Source organism: Pseudoalteromonas sp. C2R02, assembly GCF_018860845.1.
Classification (GTDB): Bacteria; Pseudomonadota; Gammaproteobacteria; order Enterobacterales; family Alteromonadaceae; genus Pseudoalteromonas.
Map to the genome: position 1 here is coordinate 116,096 of NZ_JAHKQC010000041.1, position 18,474 is coordinate 134,569.

The window sequence follows — 18,474 nt, forward strand, 5'->3', positions numbered from 1 at the left end:
TCAAAGGTTTTTGATATCCCTAAATAACTTGTTGTTTTTTGCGAGTATTTAAAGTCCTCAACCTTATTAAATGTGTCTTATTTATCTCCATCTAATCAATTAAAACGCTGAACCTTTTTAAGTTTGTTCTCAATATCAAATGAGGCAATCGTATTTCCATTTTAGTAAATACTTGTATGGTCTAAAAAGGTTCGCTTCTTTAGTTGTAACCTATAAGGTTCGATTGTCCCCAACTTTTGATTATCGGTAAATTTGAGTCCTAAATTAAAAGTAAGATTATTGAAAATTAAGCTAATTTTCGAAAATAAATTTTTCGATCACTGAGGCTTCAGCGAGTTGTTTTTGATAAAAATCTGCTGGCTGTTGTAATAATATAAATTGTCTCCGAAGGAAATACTGAGGTTTCACTTCAATAACATTAACGATTATTTTTGTCTTCAGTAATTTTATTTATCTTCATTTATAAAAAATTGGTTATGCAAGTTCGAAAGATTTTCATGATTTTCATGATTTTCTTTTTCTTAAACTATACTTATTTTTTAAGTTTTAAAATCGGCTATTATTTGTGCGGTTTATTATTGGTATTTTTTTTCTATGTTTATTATTTAAATTCGATTCTTCGGATGCGTCTCATAAAGAAGTCGTAGTTCTGCCTTTGAATGCTTGGGCAAGTCAGCGTGTTTTAACAAAAGTAGTTGCTCAAAAGATAGAAAGCTTAGGTTATAAAGTTAAGTTTGTTGAAATAGGTTCTACGGATCAGTGGGTCGCTTTGAGAAAGGGCCTAATTCATTTACAAGTAGAGGTTTGGCAAAGTGAGCATACAGGGCCCTTTAGAACTTATGTAAAAAAAGGTTTTATTGTTGATGTTGGTAGTCATCAAGCTATTGGTCGGGAAGATTGGTGGTATCCAGAGTATGTAGAAAAAAGCTGTAGTGGATTACCAGATTGGCGCGCATTAAATAATTGTGCAAGTATTTTTAATATTGATAACAACGCTGAAAAAGGAATTTTTTATACCGGACCATGGAATTATCGCGATGCTGATTTAATTAGGGCGCTTAAATTAAACTTCACTATAGAAAGGTTAAAAGATGCAAATATGATTTGGCAAAAATTAAAACAAGCACAAGAATCAAATCAACCTATCGTTATACTTAACTGGACACCTAATTGGATTGATGTGCGTATAAAAGGCAAGTTTGTTGAATTTCCTGAGTATGAAGAGGCGTGTGAATTAGATCCTACTTGGGGTCAAAATAAAAAAATGCTTCATGATTGTGGCAATACAAAAAGCACATTATTAAAAAAAGCAGCTTGGCCTGGACTTGAATCAAAATTACCCTGCATCTATGCACTTCTCAAAAAAATTAGTTTTACCAACGACATGATTTCAGAAGCATCTGCTTTAGTTTCTGCTGATGGTTTTTCTGAGGAGCAATCTGTAGCGCTGTGGCTAAAAAAATATGCAAAACATAATCAGCAATGGTTAGATTTTCAATGTTCCGAGTTTGATCAATAAATTGAGTGAGAGATCAATTTTGATCTTACCATTTGCACTATATTAAAAAGGATCTTTGTATTTCTAATCAGAAACTGGAAATTGAAAGCCTTGCTCAATAATGAAACTAAATCTGTTCTAATTTTAAACTTTAAATATATGATTTATCTTGGTTTTTATTTTCTGTTTTATTAATTATTAAGGTGTATTTTATTGGTTTCATTTACATATTAACGTATTTAACAATTTTGCAACTCTGATTTTTGGTGTTCTAGTTGATTGGTTTACACTTTGTTAATCTATTAGAGGTTTATTTGAACGCGCTTGGTTTTGAGGTAAATATTAAGGTTTTAGTTTTTATGTTTTTTATTTAAACACTTTTTATATTGGATGCTCTCAATTTTTCTATAAAAAGATGATTTATGAGGTGAAAATAAGGATCTTTAAAGCTTTTAAAACCCGCGTGCATGAGTGAATTAAACGATAGAACGATAGCGTTTTTATTGCTTCTATTGACTGAATCACACTGTTTTATTCTTTATTTCGACTATAGTTAATTGGACAAAACTTCTCGTTTTAGGCGTGATTATGAATGAGCAAAATAAAACAGGATTTAAATGGTTAATGGGGCTGTTAACTTTTCTGTTGTTGTTTCTAATATTGCTCTCTGATGAGCTATCTTTATTCCAGACTTGGTTTTTTACATTAACTATTTGGACTATTTTTTTACTCTTTGCAGCTCTAAAACCTTATATATTGTTTAAAAGAAATAGGGTCTCTTAGCTTATGGATAAACGTTCCATCTGTTTTATTTTGATAGCACTACTTTTTGCAAAACCACTGTTCGCTATACCGCAGGAAATTTTCACGGATGTAAATTTACCTATGATGAATTTCACTCCGGAGTCTGGTTTAAGTCAGGTGACAGTAAATGCGATTACGCAAGATAAAACAGGGTTTATGTGGTTTGGTACACAAACGGGTTTAAATCGTTTTGATGGTTATGAGTTTGTGCAGTATAGAGCTACACCAGCTTCAAAAAATCATTTAGCGGGTAATTTTATTACAGCACTACAAAGTTGTGATGAGGAACATTTATGGATAGGCACTACGAGTGGATTGAGTTTATATGATATAAATACAGGTTTATTTCGTTCGTTTATAAAAGGTTTTAACCCGACGATTCCTTCAGATAATGTACAAAAAATAGTGTGTTCAGAAAAATATGTTTTTGTAGGAACACAAGCTAATGGTTCATATAAAATTAGTTTGGATGATTTTACAGTATCAATTATTAATGGCACTGAGAACTTAAAAATACTCGATATAAAACTATCTTTAAATCATGTTTTTATCGCAAGTGATGAGGGACTTTTTTCTGTTGATCGTACAACGTATAAATTAAAAAAGCATACAAATGAAGCATTAAATTCAATCGCAATACTAGAAGATTTTATAGCTGTGGGTCGAAATGATGCATGGCTAGAGTATTATAAAATAAATGGCTCTAATCTAGATTTAAAGTGGCGGCATTCGTTAACTGAAAACGATAAAAACACAATCAAAGTTGCAATAAAACAGAGTAATATGATTTATATTGGTACAAATTTAGGGGTTTCAATATTTGATACAAAAGGTCAACTTCTCGAAACTTATCAACATAATGACTTAATATCAGATAGCCTAGCCGATGATATTGTATTGTCTTTATTTATTGATAATAACCTTGGCCTTTGGATTGGAACAAATTCTGGAGGAGTGAGTTATTTCTCAAAAGAATTAAAAAAGTTTGGACATATTAATCAACAAAACTATCAAGAAAGTCCTATCGACCATGTAGATATCAGAGCTTTTTCTTCAGATAGTAAAGGACAACTCTGGTTTGCTACAACAAAGGGAGCTTATGTTTTTATTGATGAGCAATTTATTAAAGCTGATATCTTATATGAACAATTAAAGCCATTTGAGAATGCTTTCATTACTAACTTTTTTATAAATGGTGATGATATCTGGTTTACAAGCAGAGGAAATGGTATTGCTAGATTTAATATTAACACCAATGAGTTTGAACAATACTCTTCAAAATTTAACAATTCACCTGCAGTATCTGTAAATGATTTAGTTCTATATGGTCGCGACATTATTGCTAGCTCTAGAGGTTATGGCTTGTTGCGCTATGACGAACATAAAAATATGTTTGTTGGGTATTTGAATGATAAAAATAATATATCGATGGATACGACAGACCTTTTGGTTAAAGATGATTCTCTTTGGTTTGGTTCTGTAGGTGCCGGGTTATTTAAATATCGTAATAATCGTTTAGAACAATTAAATACATCAAGTGGGTTATTATCAGATATCGTATTTTCGTTAGCATTCGACAATAAAGGTCGAATTTGGAGTACCAGTGAGGTAGGTATTAATGTTGTAAATGATAATTTAAAAATAATTGAATCTTTAAATCAAAAAAAAGGCCTTAGTAACGAATCTGTTTGGAGTATTGTTTTTGATGATATAAATAGCATGTGGGTAGGCACTAGTGGTGGTTTAGCACGTATCAATGTAGATACTTATGAAATTGATAATTATAGTGCTCTCGAAGGTGCACAAAGTGCAGAATTTAATTTTGGCGCAGCTTGGAAGTCGAATGAAGGGAGGATTTTTTTAGGAGGAACCAATGGCTTTAACCAATTTTTACCTAGTGAAATAGTTGAAGTGACGCATAAACCTAATTTATTACTGAATACTATTTCTATTTTAGGGGAAGAAATTACTCCTCAAAACTCACCAGAATTAATTAAATTTCAACCTCATTTGGTGAAAGAAATTACATTAAATTACGATCAAGATATTATGTCATTTAACTATGTTGTTTTAGCTTTCTCTAATCACCAACAGATGTCATATTTTTACAGAATCATTGGCTTATCAGACAATTGGATGTCTTTAGACAATAATAGTAGGCAAGTAAATTTAATTAAACCTCCGCCAGGTAGTTATCAAGTAGAAGTTTATGCTTTAGATCAGCATGGTAATAAATCAAATATACATCAATTAAATATTGAATTATTAGCACCTTGGTGGTGGAGTTCAATCAGTCAAGTTGTTTATATATTTTTAGTTACTAGCACAATAATATTAATATTTTTATATCGGTACTGGGTATACAAGCAAGTTATTAAAGATAACCTTGTTATGGCTGAACTCAAGCAAAGGTTGGAACTCTCATTATGGGCCAGTGGTGATGAACTTTGGGATTGGGATTTAATCAAGAATAAAATACGTCGTTATACAGTTGAATCTCGTATTGATTATGGTGAAGGACAAAATGGTGAAAGTATTGATTTTATTCATATTGAAGATAGAGATGCACTGCATAAAAAAATAGATGCCTGCTTAAATCAAGGTGTTGATAGTTATGAGTTAGCAGTGCGAGTTAAAGATTTTTTTGGTAATTGGTGTTGGGTATTAGATAGAGGTAAAGTTGTTGCTAGAAATTCACAAGGAAAAGTCACTCGTATTGCAGGTTCAATGAGAGATATCGCTGCCCTCAAACAGCATGAAGATTCTTTACAAGACTTAAATGACAAATTAGAGCAAAAAGTGGCGTTAAGAACAGCTGAAATATCTAAAAAAAACGAAGCGTTAAAAAGTGCAATGTCTCAATTAGAGATAGCGCAAGAAGAGTTAGTAGAAAGTGAAAAAATGGCTTCTTTAGGTAATTTAGTTGCGGGAATTTCTCATGAAATAAATACACCATTAGGAATTGCAATGACAGCAATTACCCATAATCAAGATTGTTTGATCGAAATGGAACAAAAATTAGATAATAAAAGCTTAACTCAAGATGACTTAATAAATTCTAATAATAATCAAAAAGAAGGTTATAGGTTAATTTTAAAAAATTTAGATCGCGCAAATCATTTAATCGCTAGTTTTAAACAAGTTGCTGTTGATCAAAACTCTGAAACTCAGAGGGAAGTGAATTTAACTGAATATATTCATGAAGTAATGAATTCTGTTAAACCTTTATTTAATAAAAAGGTGATTGGCGTTGTTATCCATGGACCAGAAGCTTTAACTATAAATACATATCCTGGTCCCATTTATCAAGTTATAACGAACTTAGTTAATAATTCTGTTTTACATGCTTTTGAACATTTAGAAAAAGGTGAAATTCGCATTGAAATTAGCATACTTGAAGGGCGTATATGCTTAAATTACTTTGATAATGGTAAAGGTATGGATCTTTATATGCTCAAACATATATTTGACCCTTTTGTTACCAGTAAACGAAATCAAGGTGGCAGTGGCTTAGGAATGAATATTGTTTATAACTTGGTAACTCAAGTATTAAAAGGAGAGATAAAGTGTTTCTCAAGCCCAGAAAGTGGCTTTGAAGTTAAAATCTATTTTCCAGTGAGTATAAACTAATTTTAATACCAGAATATAAGCAGAAAAGCGTTTTATAACCTAACTAGACAATTTTCATTAGATTATAAAACGAGGGGAATTACAGTTATCTCAAGCGGTTATTTTTGTTTTTTATACTGATACAACATGTATAAATGAGCGGCACTCCAACTGAAGTTAGTTGCACCTTGTACTGCACCTGTTTCAGGGTTGTAGTTTTCTCTAATTGGACCATCATCCGCTAGACCCTCAGCACTTTTTAGTAGCTTAGTAACCATCAACTCAGCTTGTTCGTTAAAACCATAATTAGCTAAGGCAATAACACCAAAGTAATACTGATCAAGCCATACTCTACCACGCCAATAAATATCAGCATGATAAGCTGGATTACTTAATGCTGCAGTGCCCAATGGAATCGTGCTATTAAACTCTGTCGCTTGTGACATGACTTTTGCAACTTCAGAGGCTTTACTTGACTCTGCAATGCCAGCCCATAAAGGACTCCAACCTTCAGGACCGCGACCTCTGGCTACTAATAATTCGCCATCACATTGCGTGGCACTACTTTTATCACTGGTAATTTTTATATCGTAATAAAATCCTGTTTTATCATCATAAAAACAGCTGTTAATACGTTTTATTAATGTATTGGCTTGCTGTTTGTATTGATTCGCTGCTTTTTTGTGATTGAGTAAACTAGCCATTTTAGAGAGCAGTTGTTTTTCTTGCGCTAAATAGGTATTTAGCTCCACTGATTCCTGATCGATTGAAAAACCAAGTAGTTCGCCTTTATCGTTTTTATTCTCAAAAAAGCGTACTTGCCAATCGGCTCTGGCTTGTTTTAAGTTGCCTTGGTAATGGGTTTTAGCGTATTGATTTATTTGCTCTGAATTAATAAAACCAAAACGGGCAGCGTTATCCATGCCAGATTCCCAACCTGCGCCATGTTGCGCGCCAATATCTAAATCTGAATATAACCCAGTATCTAAAACTTGTTCGTATAACGCCATGCCTGAGCAGGCATACCAGTTTTTTTCTTGTTTAGTACAGTTAGATAAATCGATCTCTTTAGGGTGTTTATCATATTGCACTTTAAAGGTGATATTACCGTTAGGATTGTTATGTGCTCTATGTTTGGTGGCGCCATACTCAATTAAACCATTTTGATTATGGTCGCGATTGCGATACCACCAATCATGATAGGCAATAAGTTTAGGATACATTTCTTCAATAAATTTGATGTCATTGGTTTGTTGGTAAACTTGCCAGACAGCCCAACTTGCTAAAGGCGGTTTAGTATTACGTTCATTCCAGTTACCGCCTTTTCCGCCACGGACTTTGTCTTTATTATAAAATACAGCATCTATCACCATGCCTGCATCTTGTGGTCGTAGTGCATCATCAGCGTGTATTTGATAATCAAACATTGCACGAATATTGTTTTTTGCGATTTCAGGATTAAAGTTAGCCATAGCATAGGCATGTTTCCAAGTATCCCAAGCCCAGGCACCATTAAACCAACGTGCTGTAACAGAAGGAGACACCATATCGTGTTTAATTTCACCTGCTGCGCTGCGCCAATTACCATTTAAGGTTTCTATGGTTTTAACTGCCAATCTATTATCAATTAGAGTATTTTGATTGCTTAAGCCTAGATCTAAATAGTTTTCCCATCTCAGTTTTGATTGAGATATATAATCTTTTGGCTGGCTTAGTATTTTTGCTACCCGTATTTGTTCTGCTAAGTATTCATCTTGATTGTGCACATAAGATTGCACTGTATAAAGCGTTTCGCTGTTATTTACTGGAACTTTAACTGTGCTGTTACTGGTATAACTTAAATTTGTTTTATCAATTGTCGTATTGGAATCAATAGAGCGTTTAATGCTATAACGTGCTTGATCGGACATCATAATGTTCCAGGTATTGTGTACTTCACTGAAACTGATATCTAAGCCCCGCTCATTGGCGCTAATGTTGCGTTGCCAATTTGGTAATGCTTGTTTTATGGTTTTATTATCATTGTATTTATTAAGTAACTTTCCTTGCCAGCTTAAATCTAACGCTAAATCTTGATGCGTTAAATTTGAGATTTTAGTACTGACAATGGCGCTGCGATCAGTTGCAAATGAAAGCGATAATTCAAGTTTTAAGTCGGACCAAATATAGCTTTGTTTTAAACTACCTGGCAGAGAATTAAGCTGTTTATTCGCTTTTGAAAAGTCATATTTTTTGCCCGAATTTTGATTTGTGATACTAAGTTGCTCTAATGATTCGGCTAAAAATAAACTATATTCTTCGGCAATGATCATAGGACCTGTAAAAGCGCCTAATAAGCTATCTTCATCTGGTAATAAAAATCCATGCCAGCTACCCATATCAAGTAAAGGGCTGAATTTTTGATTGCCATATTTATCATAATCTTTCATTTGTTCTGGCGAACCGAAACGGTTGATCACATCAGCATAAGTAGTATTACTTGCGTTAATTGAACTGCTTAAACTCGCTAAAACGAATAAACTTAAAGCAGGTTTGAATTTTTTAAATGCTTTATTCATTATTGTTTCCTAGCCGCTAGTTCGGTAACACTTTGTGGTTTTATAAAAGGCACTAAGGTGAAACCATAACTGTGATCTTGTGCTTTTATCGTATAAGGCGCATGTACTAAACGACCCCAAGATGTATCACCGCCAACACCCATTTGTTTATGATCTATATTCACTGTCACTAAGTTTCTCATAGGCACTTCAGCACCATGTTTTGAAGTAACGGGTACTAAACCTGAAGCTGATTCTTCGCCATCTTTACCTGCTATAAAATCAATGTCAGCTTGTAGATATGGCCATGCACTCACTGATAAAGGTTTATCACCAACAGCTAATAATCCTGCGCCATTGTTACTTTTTAACGCTAACCAACGTACATCAGTTTTATTGCCGTTTTCTTGTGGGCGAGCATAATGATGGATTTGATCTTTCACTTTGCCTTTATAGGTCGATATTTTTGCTGCACTTTTACGATCTGCATAGGTTTCATGTGGCCCACGGCCAAACCAGCTCATATTTTGATATTCGCCAGGAATAACTAACTGCATACCAAAACGCGGTAAATTAGGTAGATTCTGATTATCAGCTAAATCGAGCGCTGTTTTTACGTGAATTTCACCTTGATGCGAAATAGAATAAACCACTTGATAATTGCCTTTAAAGGCATTGCTGCTGTAGTGGGTATTCACTTCAATGCCCGACTTGTTTGTTTTGCTATTTATGCTATTTAACTTAAGTTTTACGCCTGCGCCTTGCCAAATACTAGCCCATTTTTGCATTTGATTGCCTAGGTCGTTATCTGTTGGTGCACGCCAAAAGTTAGCAACTAAAGGCTGTGTTATTAGCTGATTATTCAAATATTGATATTGTGATAACCAACCGGTTTTTTTATCAAATGTTGCCGATATTAAGTTATTACTAATTGTCAGTAAGTCATTTTTATTGGCTATTGCTAAATTATCAGCAGTTGGGATTGATGGAATATTGGTTTTACTCTGGGTTGCTTTTGCATATTTCACTGGTACTTTAAATTGCTCAAATGCAATTTCATGGCCTTTTTTAAGCAATGGTTTAGTTTTATTTACAACAGCCTTAACAGTCACAAAATACTCTTTATGACTAGCGCTAGGTAGCTTAGGTAAATTTAATTGAACTTGTTGTGTTGTTTCAGGTTTTATATTTGGCATTGCTTGATGGCCAGTTGCAATAACCTCACCGTTAGCCTCTAATTGCCACTGTAAATCGTATTCATTTAAGTTAGTGAAAATAAACTTATTATGAATATTAATCAGACCAGCTTTTATATCTACCACTTTAAAGCCAACCGGTTGGTATACTTTTTTAACTTCAAATAAATGAGGGTGAGGTACGCGATCTGGATTAACTAAACCGTTATTTAAAAAGTTACCATCGCTTGGTAAATCCGGATGAAAATCTTTACCGTATGCCCAATATTTAACGCCTTGCGCATTGGTGTATTCTAAAGATTGATCAACCCAATCCCAAATAAATCCACCTTGTAATACATCGTACTTTTCGATCACATCCCAGTAATCTTGTAGGTTACCAACAGAATTACCCATAGCGTGAGCATATTCAATCATGATCCCTGGGCGGTCATTATTATTTTTAGCGTATTTTTCTAACCTTTCTATGCTTGGATACATAGGCGCAAAAATATCAGTGTAATGTTCTTCACCAGCAGGCTCATATTGCACTGGTCGAGTATCATCATTGTCTTTTAACCATTGGTAAGTGGCTTCAAATACTTTACCTTCACCGGCTTCATTACCTAAAGACCAAATAATAATAGAGGGGTGATTTTTATCTCGCTCAAACATGCGTTGAGTTCTATCTAAATGTGCTGGCAGCCAGCTCATTTCATTACCGATTTGGGTATTTTTATCGATTGCTAATGGGTGAGATTCGATATTAGCTTCATCAATCACATACATGCCGTATTTATCGGTTAACTCATACCAATATGGGTCGTTTGGATAATGGCTAGAGCGTACCGCATTAATGTTGAACTGCTTCATTAAGCGAATATCTTGTTCCATTAACTCTTTTGTTACTACGTGGCCATGTTTCGGTGAAGTTTCGTGACGGTCAACACCGCGAATATAAATGGCTTTGCCATTTACTGTTAATTGACCATTTTTAATTTCGATATGACGAAAGCCGATTTGATCCGTTAAGGACTCAATGACTTCGCCATTTTCATTTTCTAAATTAATTAATAAAGTATATAAATTGGGTGTTTCGGCAGTCCACAATCTTGGTTTATTTAACTTACCATTTAAAGATAATTCATTTTGACCTAGCTTATTTAAACTTAGTTTTTGTGAACCATTTAAAACCACTGTCATATTTTGTGAAGGGTCTAATAACTGATAGCTAGCAGTTAAACTTTTAGCTTGTTTATCAGCATAGTTTTTAACAGTTAAATCGAGCTCAAACTCACCTTGGGTGAAGTCTTTGTTTAAACCAGGCTTCGCGTGAAAGTCAAAAACATGTTGTTTAGGTGTGGCATATAAATATACGTCTCTTTCTATGCCTGAAATTCTTAACATATCTTGGCTTTCTAGGTAGCTTGCATCTGTCCAGCGACGAATTTGAAAAGCTAATAAATTATCTTCTTTTACATATTCGGTTAAATCAAATTCAGCAGGTGTTTTTGAGCCTTGGCTATAACCGATTTTTTTACCATTTAACCAAACATCTAATGAGGATTTTGCGGCACCTACATGTAAAAATACTTGTTTGTTTTTCCAGCTATCTGGTAATTTAAAAGGTTTTCGGTAAGAACCTACTGGGTTGTAATCTTCTGGGGCATCAGGCCAAGTTGTGGTAAATGGGAAGCGTTCATCAAGATAAATGGGGTAACCAAAACCTTCAATCTCCCAGTTACCAGGCACAGGAATTTGCGACCATTGTGAATCATCAAAACCTTTTTTCTCAAATCCCGTTTGTGCATTTTTAGGATCTTTTTGCCAATTAAACTGCCATAAGCCATTTAATAATAAGTAGTTATTGTTTTGGCTTGGTTGGTCTACTAATGCTGCTTGCTCTGATAAATACGGGAATAGTGTGGCGTGGGGTGCTTGTTTGTTTATGGCAAATACTTGGTGGTTTTGCCAATTAGGCTTTTGTTCAGCGAAAACATTAGCTGTGATACCCGCACACACTATTAAAGTAGAGAAAGCAATTTTCATAAGATTACCAGTTTTGTATATTATATAATTAATATGATAAATAGATTTGTATCATAATTAGTCGTCAATCTTCAATAAAAATGCGTGTAAATACTTAAAATTTTTTAGTAGGGTTATTTCAGTGAGCAAAATTACAAGCTTGAGAGATACCTCTTAATAGTGCAGTCACATATTTAATCGGGTAAACTCAAGGCATACTTATCTTATTGATGGACTAACGTTTAGTGTCTGAAAAAATATCTGAAACTTCTAAAGAAATTACCGCGCCGAGAGCAAAAAAGTTATCACATTTAATGACTCACCATGATCACCAAAGAGACGATAGCTACTATTGGATGCGTGATGATGAGCGTCAAGATGAAGAAATACTTGCTCATTTAAAAGCTGAAAATGATTATTGCGATCATGTGTTAGCAGGCCAAAAACCATTAGAAGATAAGATTTTTGAAGAACTTAAAGGTCGTATTGTAAAAGATGACAGTACAGTACCTGTGCGTGATGGTAATTTTTGGTATCACAGCACAGTAAGTGGCGATGATGAATTTGCATGTCACTATAGAACAACCAGTTTTGAAGGCACTGATCAGCTTTTATTGTTAGATGTAAATCAGCTTGCCAGTGATTATGAGTTTTATGAATTGGGCGATATATCAATAAGCGAAAATGATGAGTTGCTAGCATATAGTGAAGATATTGATGGTCGCCGTATTTATACCATACGTTTTAAAGATATTGATACCGGCGAATACTTGGCTGACGTATTAGAAAATACTGAAGGCCAAACTGTTTGGGCTAATGATAATAAAACAGTTTTTTACGTTAAAAAAGACTTAAAAACGTTATTAGGTTTTGAAGTTTATCGCCATAAATTAGGCACTTCACAAGCTGATGATGTTTTAGTTTATCAGGAAAATGATCGTAGCTTTTACATGGGGTTAGGTAAAAGTCGTGATGAGAGTTTAATTTTCATCGATCTAGAATCAACCGAAAGCAGTGATACTTGGATATTAGATGCTAATAATCCTAATGGTGAGTTTACTCAAGTAATCAAACGTGAAGAAAAGCATGAGTTTGATATTAATAAACTAGGTGATGTTTTTTATATCACAACCAATTGGCAGGCTAAAAACTTCAGGTTAATGACTGCTAATAAAGACACGATACATGATAAAAACCAATGGCAAGAACTTATCGCCCATAGAGAAAATATATTATTTGAAGGCGTAGAGTTATTTACTCATTTTATGGTTGTAACAGAGCGAGAACTTGGCCAAATTCGTTTTGTAGTTTATAAAAAAGATGGCTCGCAATACCCATTAGAATTTAACGACCCTTGTTATTATGCGGCAGTAGGTGATAACCCTGAGCCAAATAGCGAAACGGCAAGACTATATTATTCAAGTTTAACAACACCGGGTTCGTTATTTGAATTTGATTTAAATACTGGTGAACGTAAATTACTAAAACAACAAAAAGTGTTAGGTGATTTTAACGCTGAAAATTATGGTTCAGAACGTTTATTTATTGAAGCCAGAGATGGCGTAAAAGTCCCTGTATCGATTGTTTATCATAAAGAAAAATTCAAAAAAGATGGGACAAACCCAATATTTCAATACGGTTATGGTGCATATGGCATCACAATCGACCCTAACTTTTCAAGCGGTGCTTTAAGCTTATTAGATCGCGGTTTTGTTTATGTAATTGCGCATATTCGTGGTTCAGAAATGTTAGGTCGTGATTGGTACGATAATGGTAAAAAACAGTTTAAACAAAATACCTTTAATGATTTTATCGACGTAACAAAAGCTTTAGTAGAGCAAGGTTATGGCGCTGAAGATAAAGTATGTGCATCGGGCGGTAGTGCAGGTGGTTTATTAATGGGTGCTGTGGTAAATCAAGCGCCTGAGCTTTATAAAGGCATTGGCTGTCATGTACCATTTTTAGATGTATTAACTACTATGCTTGACGAAAGTATTCCGCTTACAACAAATGAATATGATGAATGGGGTAATCCAAACGATAAATCGGATTACGATACTATTTTAGCCTATTCTCCGATGGATAATATCAAGCAACAAGCGTATCCAAATACTTTAGTGACTACAGGCTTACACGATTCACAAGTACAATATTGGGAACCAATGAAGTGGGTTGCTAAAATGCGTGAATATAAAACAGACGACAATGTTTTAGTATTCAAAACAGATATGGATGCAGGTCATGGCGGCGCATCAGGCCGATTTAAAAGTCTTAAAGAAAAAGCCTTAGAAATGGCATTTTTTATCACCCTCACCAACGCATAATAAAAAAAAGGGGTCGGAGTCAATAAACGTCTTTATTAACTCCGACTCCTTTATTTTTTGTGGTTAACGAAGTTTATTACCTTCGGTATCCCAAACTTCTACGTCGCCTAAGTTTAACTTTTTAACATCGGCTTCAATTTTATTCAAATCACCAACTACAACCCAAACCATGGCATTTGGATCAAATGCAGATTTTGCAAGTTCAGCCATCATTTCTGGCGTCATGTTGTCGTATTTACTTTGTAGTGCTTCAGCAGACTTTTGTGGACGTTCAAGATTATTGTTGCTAACCATATGACCTAAAACAGTTTTAGCTTGCTCAAATTTACCGGGAAGCGTTAATGTTTTGCTCTTAACAAACAAATCAAGCTCAGCTTGTGTCGCTGGGTTTGTACTTCTGTAACGGATGATTTCACCAATAACCTCATTCATAGCATCGGCTGTTTTATCACTTTGTACAGGCGCGTAGTTATACCAAATACGTTGTCCGCGAGCAGTAGATATACCCGTATAAGCACCGTATGCCCAACCTTTATCTTCACGTAAGTTCATATTCATACGTGCCGTGAATGTACCGCCTAATAAACCATTCATTGTTTCTAACTCTAAATGGTTCGCATCACCTGATGATGGCATTAAATGTCCCGCTACTATCATGCTTTGTGGTGAATTAGGGCGGTCGATTAAGATTACTTTTGGCTTTTTAGCTAAGGCTACAGTTTCGAATGATTTATTGCCTTTCGCTGCTTCTGGCGCTTTCCAGTTACCAAAAGAAGCCTCAAGTTGTTCAGTAATTTCGGCTAAAGAGGTATCACCTGCTACAAATATTTTTGCGTTATCAGGTCTGATCCAAGCGCTATGGAATTGCGCCATATCGTTAGTGGTAAATGACATTACTGAATCTTCGGTACCAGAGCTTGGGAATCCATATGCATGTTCACTACCGTATAGTGCAGGTAATAACACATCAAAAGCGATTGATTGTGGATTGTTTTGGCTTTTTTTGATGTCTTCTATTGTTAATAGTTGATCGCGTTTTAAATCATCAGCGTTAAACGCTGGATTCATTACAACATCAGCCCATAAATCAGTTGAAGCCGCTAAATTAGATTTCAGTACGGATGCATTTACTCTAAATATATCTCTAGAAGAACTCGCACCTATATGGGCACCTAGTAGCTCTTGTTTTTCGGCTAGCTCAAGTGAAGAAAGTGATTGAGTGCCTTCGTTCATCATGCCTAAAGTGAAAGAGGCTAAACCCATTTTACTTTTAACATTAGCTGCATCACCACCATCAAAAACCATGCTCATTTCTACAACAGGCACACTATGACGCTCTGATAAAAATACTTCAATACCGTTAGATAGCTTAGCTGTTTGCACATCAGGTAAAGATAGTTTTTTAGCTGCTGTCATTTCAGGACGTTTGCTGCGATCAGCACCCGTTTTAGCAACCTCATGTTTACCAAATGGTTTTACTGTGAGTTTGTAATGTCCGTCAGATAGCCATTCTTTTGCTGTGGCTTGAATATCTGCTGGTTTTGCGTTTTCAATCCAATTTAATCGTGTATTTACAAAGTTAGGATTGCCAGCATAAAGTGCACCTTGTGCTAATGTACTCGCTTTACCACTGATAGACTCTAACGAACGAATTACGCCGCCATTAATCACAGTTTTAATTCGCGCAAGTTCTGCTTGTGTAGGACCTGATTTTAAATAATCACTTAAAATATTATCGACCATTTTTTCCATTTTATCAGCATCACCACCAGATTTTAAAGTAACTGAAATAGAAAAAGTGCTTGCTAGCTCATGTCTTTCTAAAGAAGCATAAACATCTGTAGCAGCCTGGTTTTTATGGATTAATTCCTTATAAAGGCGAGAGCTTTTGCCTTGACCTAAAATTGCAGCAGCGAGTGATAACTCAGTTGCTTGCTTAGTTGTGCGACCTGGTACTGCCCAATTCCATGTAATGCGTGTTTGAGATACATTATCAAACATCACTTCAGAAGTATTAACTGTGCGCTCAGGGATCATAGACGTCATATGGTGTAATGGGTCGCCTGATGCAATATCACCAAAATATTTTTCTACTTTTTCTTTGGCAGTTTCAACATCAATATCGCCGGCTAATACAACAACAGTATTGGCAGCACCGTAATATTTAGCAAACCAAGATTTAACATCGTCAAGTGAAGCTGCATCTAAATCAGCCATAGAGCCAATTGTAGAATGTCTGTAAGGGTGGCCTGCAGGGAATAAACCTTCTAATACACGATATTCAGACATACCATAAGGGGCGCTATCACCTTGACGTTTTTCGTTTTGTACAACTTTACGCTGTTCATCTAATTTATCTTGAGAAATCGCACCTTCAAGATGACCCATGCGATCTGATTCCATCCAAAGGGCAATATCTAAACCTGAAGTTGGTACTGTTTGATAGTAGTTGGTACGATCAAACCATGTTGTGCCATTCAAGCCAGTTGCACCAATTTCTTGCAAAGGTTTAAAGTAATCTTCATTTGCGTTTTCTGAGCCATTAAACATCAAATGTTCAAATAAATGGGCAAAACCAGTACGGCCTTTTGGTTCATTTTTAGAACCAACATGATACCAAACACCTAAAGTTACAATGGGGGCTTTACGATCTTCATGTACAACAACGCGCAGGCCATTTTTAAGGGTAAATTCGTTATAAGATAAGTTAACAATATCTTTAGATGTTGACGCTTCTACATTAGTAATTATATTTGATGTTTCGCTTGTTGAAACACAAGCTGTAGTCATAAAAGCCAGCGATAGTGCCGCTGCTAGTCTGGTTTTTTTAGATAAATCCATGATATTCCCTTTGAAGTTTGACCTAAACGATTTATAAAAGTTAAGTAAATTAACTATATAGTGTTTAAAACTAAATAAGAATGCTTCTGTGTTTCTCTATAGGGTAAAGGGAGGTTTTAATTGCAAATATTTGTAAATGAAATTTTTAATAAAAGACACTTCATAACTAGAGGTGTCTTTTAAATTCATAATTAAAAGATAATTCGCTCTATTTCAAAGTACGCTTCGTGATAGCCACACCTTCCTATAACGGTGATTGGTAGTTGGCTTTTCTTTGACTCTAAGGCTAAAGCAAAGAGTTCAGCAGAGCCCGGTTTACTTTCATCAATGGTTGCATAAACAGGTGTAGGACAACTCGCAGCTTTATCTGCATATGTAGGATAAGGTACCCATGAACCTTCAGTTCTTAATATAAAAATAGAACTATCAGTTTTACTATTCACTTGAACACTCTTAACTGGTGCTGCCGTCATATAAACTAAGTCACTTGCTTGAACTGGTAAGCTCATCAAAAAAGTAAATATTATGTAGAGGCTATATTTTTTCATTTTTATTATCCCTTTTTAAATTAAAAAGAAAACTTAAACTAAAAAGTTTTTTTTGCAAATGGAATAATTGCTATTTTGGTAAATAAGCATCGTATACGGCTTCAAACTCACCCGTTTCTTTAATCCTTAAAAGTGCTTTATCAAAATTATCTCTTAGTTGTTGAATGGTAAATGCCATAAAAGATTGGGATGTTGGAATAGGGAATAAATAGTGAAAATTGAGTTCTTTTTGTACAGCATGAATTTTTGTCGAACCGAGTATCAAAAATATGAATATGAGTCTGATTAGCCTCATGAATTCGCTTTAATTTAGGATTATGAACAGGGAAATTTCAGTATAGATAAAAATACGATGTTTTATATTGTGTGCATATAGTTCATGATTATATGAAGCTAGTGTTTATTTGTTATACTAAAATATGGATACGATAAAAAAATCTTAGGGAAGAAAATGCTTAATAACGGATAGGTTGTGTGTTTATATGAGCAGAAAGAAGTCTAAAAATTATGGTTTTGCATTAATCGAATTAATAATCGTAATTGTTATTTTGGCTGTATTAGCTATTTCAGCTACCCTTAAATTTTTATCTGTACAAGATGATACTGAACTTGCTGTAGCTAAAAGTTATGCCGCCGTGTTACAACAAGAAATTAAATTTATTAATGCTCGTTGGATTTTAAATGGACATTCAAGTCGGGTAAATAACTTAATGGGTTATGGCGATGATAACTTAGATTTAAATGATAATGGTTATGTGCTTGGTTTAAATAAAGGTGAGCCTATGGGTGCACCCTTTAATATAGGTAGAGGTGCTAGGGCTTGTGCCGACCTTTGGCGGAGCATTATTGCTAATGCGCCTTCTGTTTCTCATAACTCAAATGATCAAGATTACCGCTCTTATCGCAGCCAAGGTATTAATAATAATCAAAGTAAGTGTACCTATGTCTTAAGAAAACTGGGTGATACTGGAAACAGAAATACAGGAAAGGTGCGCATTATTTATGAATCAGTAACAGGTGAAGTAAGCTTCGTTACACAATAGTCAACTGTATAAAAGGCATGTTTAAACATGCCTTTTTAGATTTTAATTAAATGGCTGAGTTAAATGC

The 18,474-nt window shown here is 34.7% G+C and carries 9 protein-coding genes; 4 read left to right on the forward strand and 5 right to left on the reverse strand.

Annotated features, from left to right (window positions below; translation table 11 throughout):
* Positions 1 to 565 precede the first annotated feature (565 nt).
* Entirely contained in the window at positions 566 to 1,519 is a 954-nt protein-coding gene (locus tag KO527_RS19985; protein WP_216042023.1) for an ABC transporter substrate-binding protein, read from the forward strand.
* Positions 1,520 to 2,284: 765 nt separating this feature from the next.
* The gene (locus KO527_RS19990) at positions 2,285 to 5,932 is read left to right on the forward strand and encodes an ATP-binding protein (RefSeq protein WP_216042024.1); all 3,648 of its coding nucleotides are present in this window, start codon (positions 2,285 to 2,287) and stop codon (positions 5,930 to 5,932) included.
* A gap of 98 nt (positions 5,933 to 6,030) precedes the next feature.
* On the opposite strand, the gene ygjK is transcribed toward KO527_RS19990, so the two are convergent.
* Both ygjK and KO527_RS20000 read right to left on the reverse strand, forming a co-directional pair.
* Positions 6,031 to 8,469, reverse strand: coding sequence for an alpha-glucosidase (gene ygjK, locus KO527_RS19995; protein WP_216042025.1), 2,439 nt, complete (start codon positions 8,467 to 8,469; stop codon positions 6,031 to 6,033).
* Positions 8,469 to 11,672, reverse strand: a complete 3,204-nt coding sequence (locus tag KO527_RS20000; protein WP_216042026.1) for a glycoside hydrolase family 2 TIM barrel-domain containing protein — start codon at positions 11,670 to 11,672, stop codon at positions 8,469 to 8,471. Before KO527_RS20000 ends, ygjK begins: the two co-directional genes overlap by 1 nt.
* A gap of 224 nt (positions 11,673 to 11,896) precedes the next feature.
* Between KO527_RS20000 and KO527_RS20005 the strand changes: the two genes are divergently transcribed.
* Positions 11,897 to 13,975, forward strand: a complete 2,079-nt coding sequence (locus tag KO527_RS20005) for a S9 family peptidase (RefSeq protein ID WP_354668643.1) — start codon at positions 11,897 to 11,899, stop codon at positions 13,973 to 13,975.
* 63 nt (positions 13,976 to 14,038) lie between these two features.
* Here KO527_RS20005 and KO527_RS20010 read toward each other — a convergent pair whose 3' ends face one another.
* From KO527_RS20010 to KO527_RS20020, 3 genes are all read right to left on the reverse strand, one after another.
* The gene (locus KO527_RS20010; protein WP_216042027.1) at positions 14,039 to 16,816 is read right to left on the reverse strand and encodes a pitrilysin family protein; all 2,778 of its coding nucleotides are present in this window, start codon (positions 16,814 to 16,816) and stop codon (positions 14,039 to 14,041) included.
* 191 nt (positions 16,817 to 17,007) lie between these two features.
* Positions 17,008 to 17,364 carry a hypothetical protein gene (locus KO527_RS20015; RefSeq protein ID WP_216042028.1) on the reverse strand — a complete coding sequence of 119 codons (357 nt, stop codon included), beginning with the start codon at positions 17,362 to 17,364 and terminating at the stop codon, positions 17,008 to 17,010.
* A 70-nt stretch (positions 17,365 to 17,434) separates the two neighbouring features.
* Positions 17,435 to 17,659 carry a hypothetical protein gene (locus KO527_RS20020; RefSeq protein ID WP_216042029.1) on the reverse strand — a complete coding sequence of 75 codons (225 nt, stop codon included), beginning with the start codon at positions 17,657 to 17,659 and terminating at the stop codon, positions 17,435 to 17,437.
* A gap of 187 nt (positions 17,660 to 17,846) precedes the next feature.
* Here KO527_RS20020 and KO527_RS20025 point away from each other — a divergent pair, with 187 nt between their 5' ends.
* A complete protein-coding gene (locus KO527_RS20025; RefSeq protein ID WP_216042030.1) occupies positions 17,847 to 18,407 on the forward strand; it encodes a prepilin-type N-terminal cleavage/methylation domain-containing protein in 561 nt (186 codons plus the stop codon).
* Positions 18,408 to 18,474: the final 67 nt, after the last annotated feature.

Coding starts and splice junctions, on each gene's coding strand:
- KO527_RS19990 (WP_216042024.1), top strand. CDS start 2,285: ATGGATAAACGTTCCATCTGTTTTATTTTGATAGCACTACTTTTTGCA.
- ygjK (WP_216042025.1), bottom strand. CDS start 8,469: ATGAATAAAGCATTTAAAAAATTCAAACCTGCTTTAAGTTTATTCGTT.
- KO527_RS20000 (WP_216042026.1), bottom strand. CDS start 11,672: ATGAAAATTGCTTTCTCTACTTTAATAGTGTGTGCGGGTATCACAGCT.
- KO527_RS20010 (WP_216042027.1), bottom strand. CDS start 16,816: ATGGATTTATCTAAAAAAACCAGACTAGCAGCGGCACTATCGCTGGCT.
- KO527_RS20015 (WP_216042028.1), bottom strand. CDS start 17,364: ATGAAAAAATATAGCCTCTACATAATATTTACTTTTTTGATGAGCTTA.
- KO527_RS20020 (WP_216042029.1), bottom strand. CDS start 17,659: ATGAGGCTAATCAGACTCATATTCATATTTTTGATACTCGGTTCGACA.
- KO527_RS20025 (WP_216042030.1), top strand. CDS start 17,847: ATGAGCAGAAAGAAGTCTAAAAATTATGGTTTTGCATTAATCGAATTA.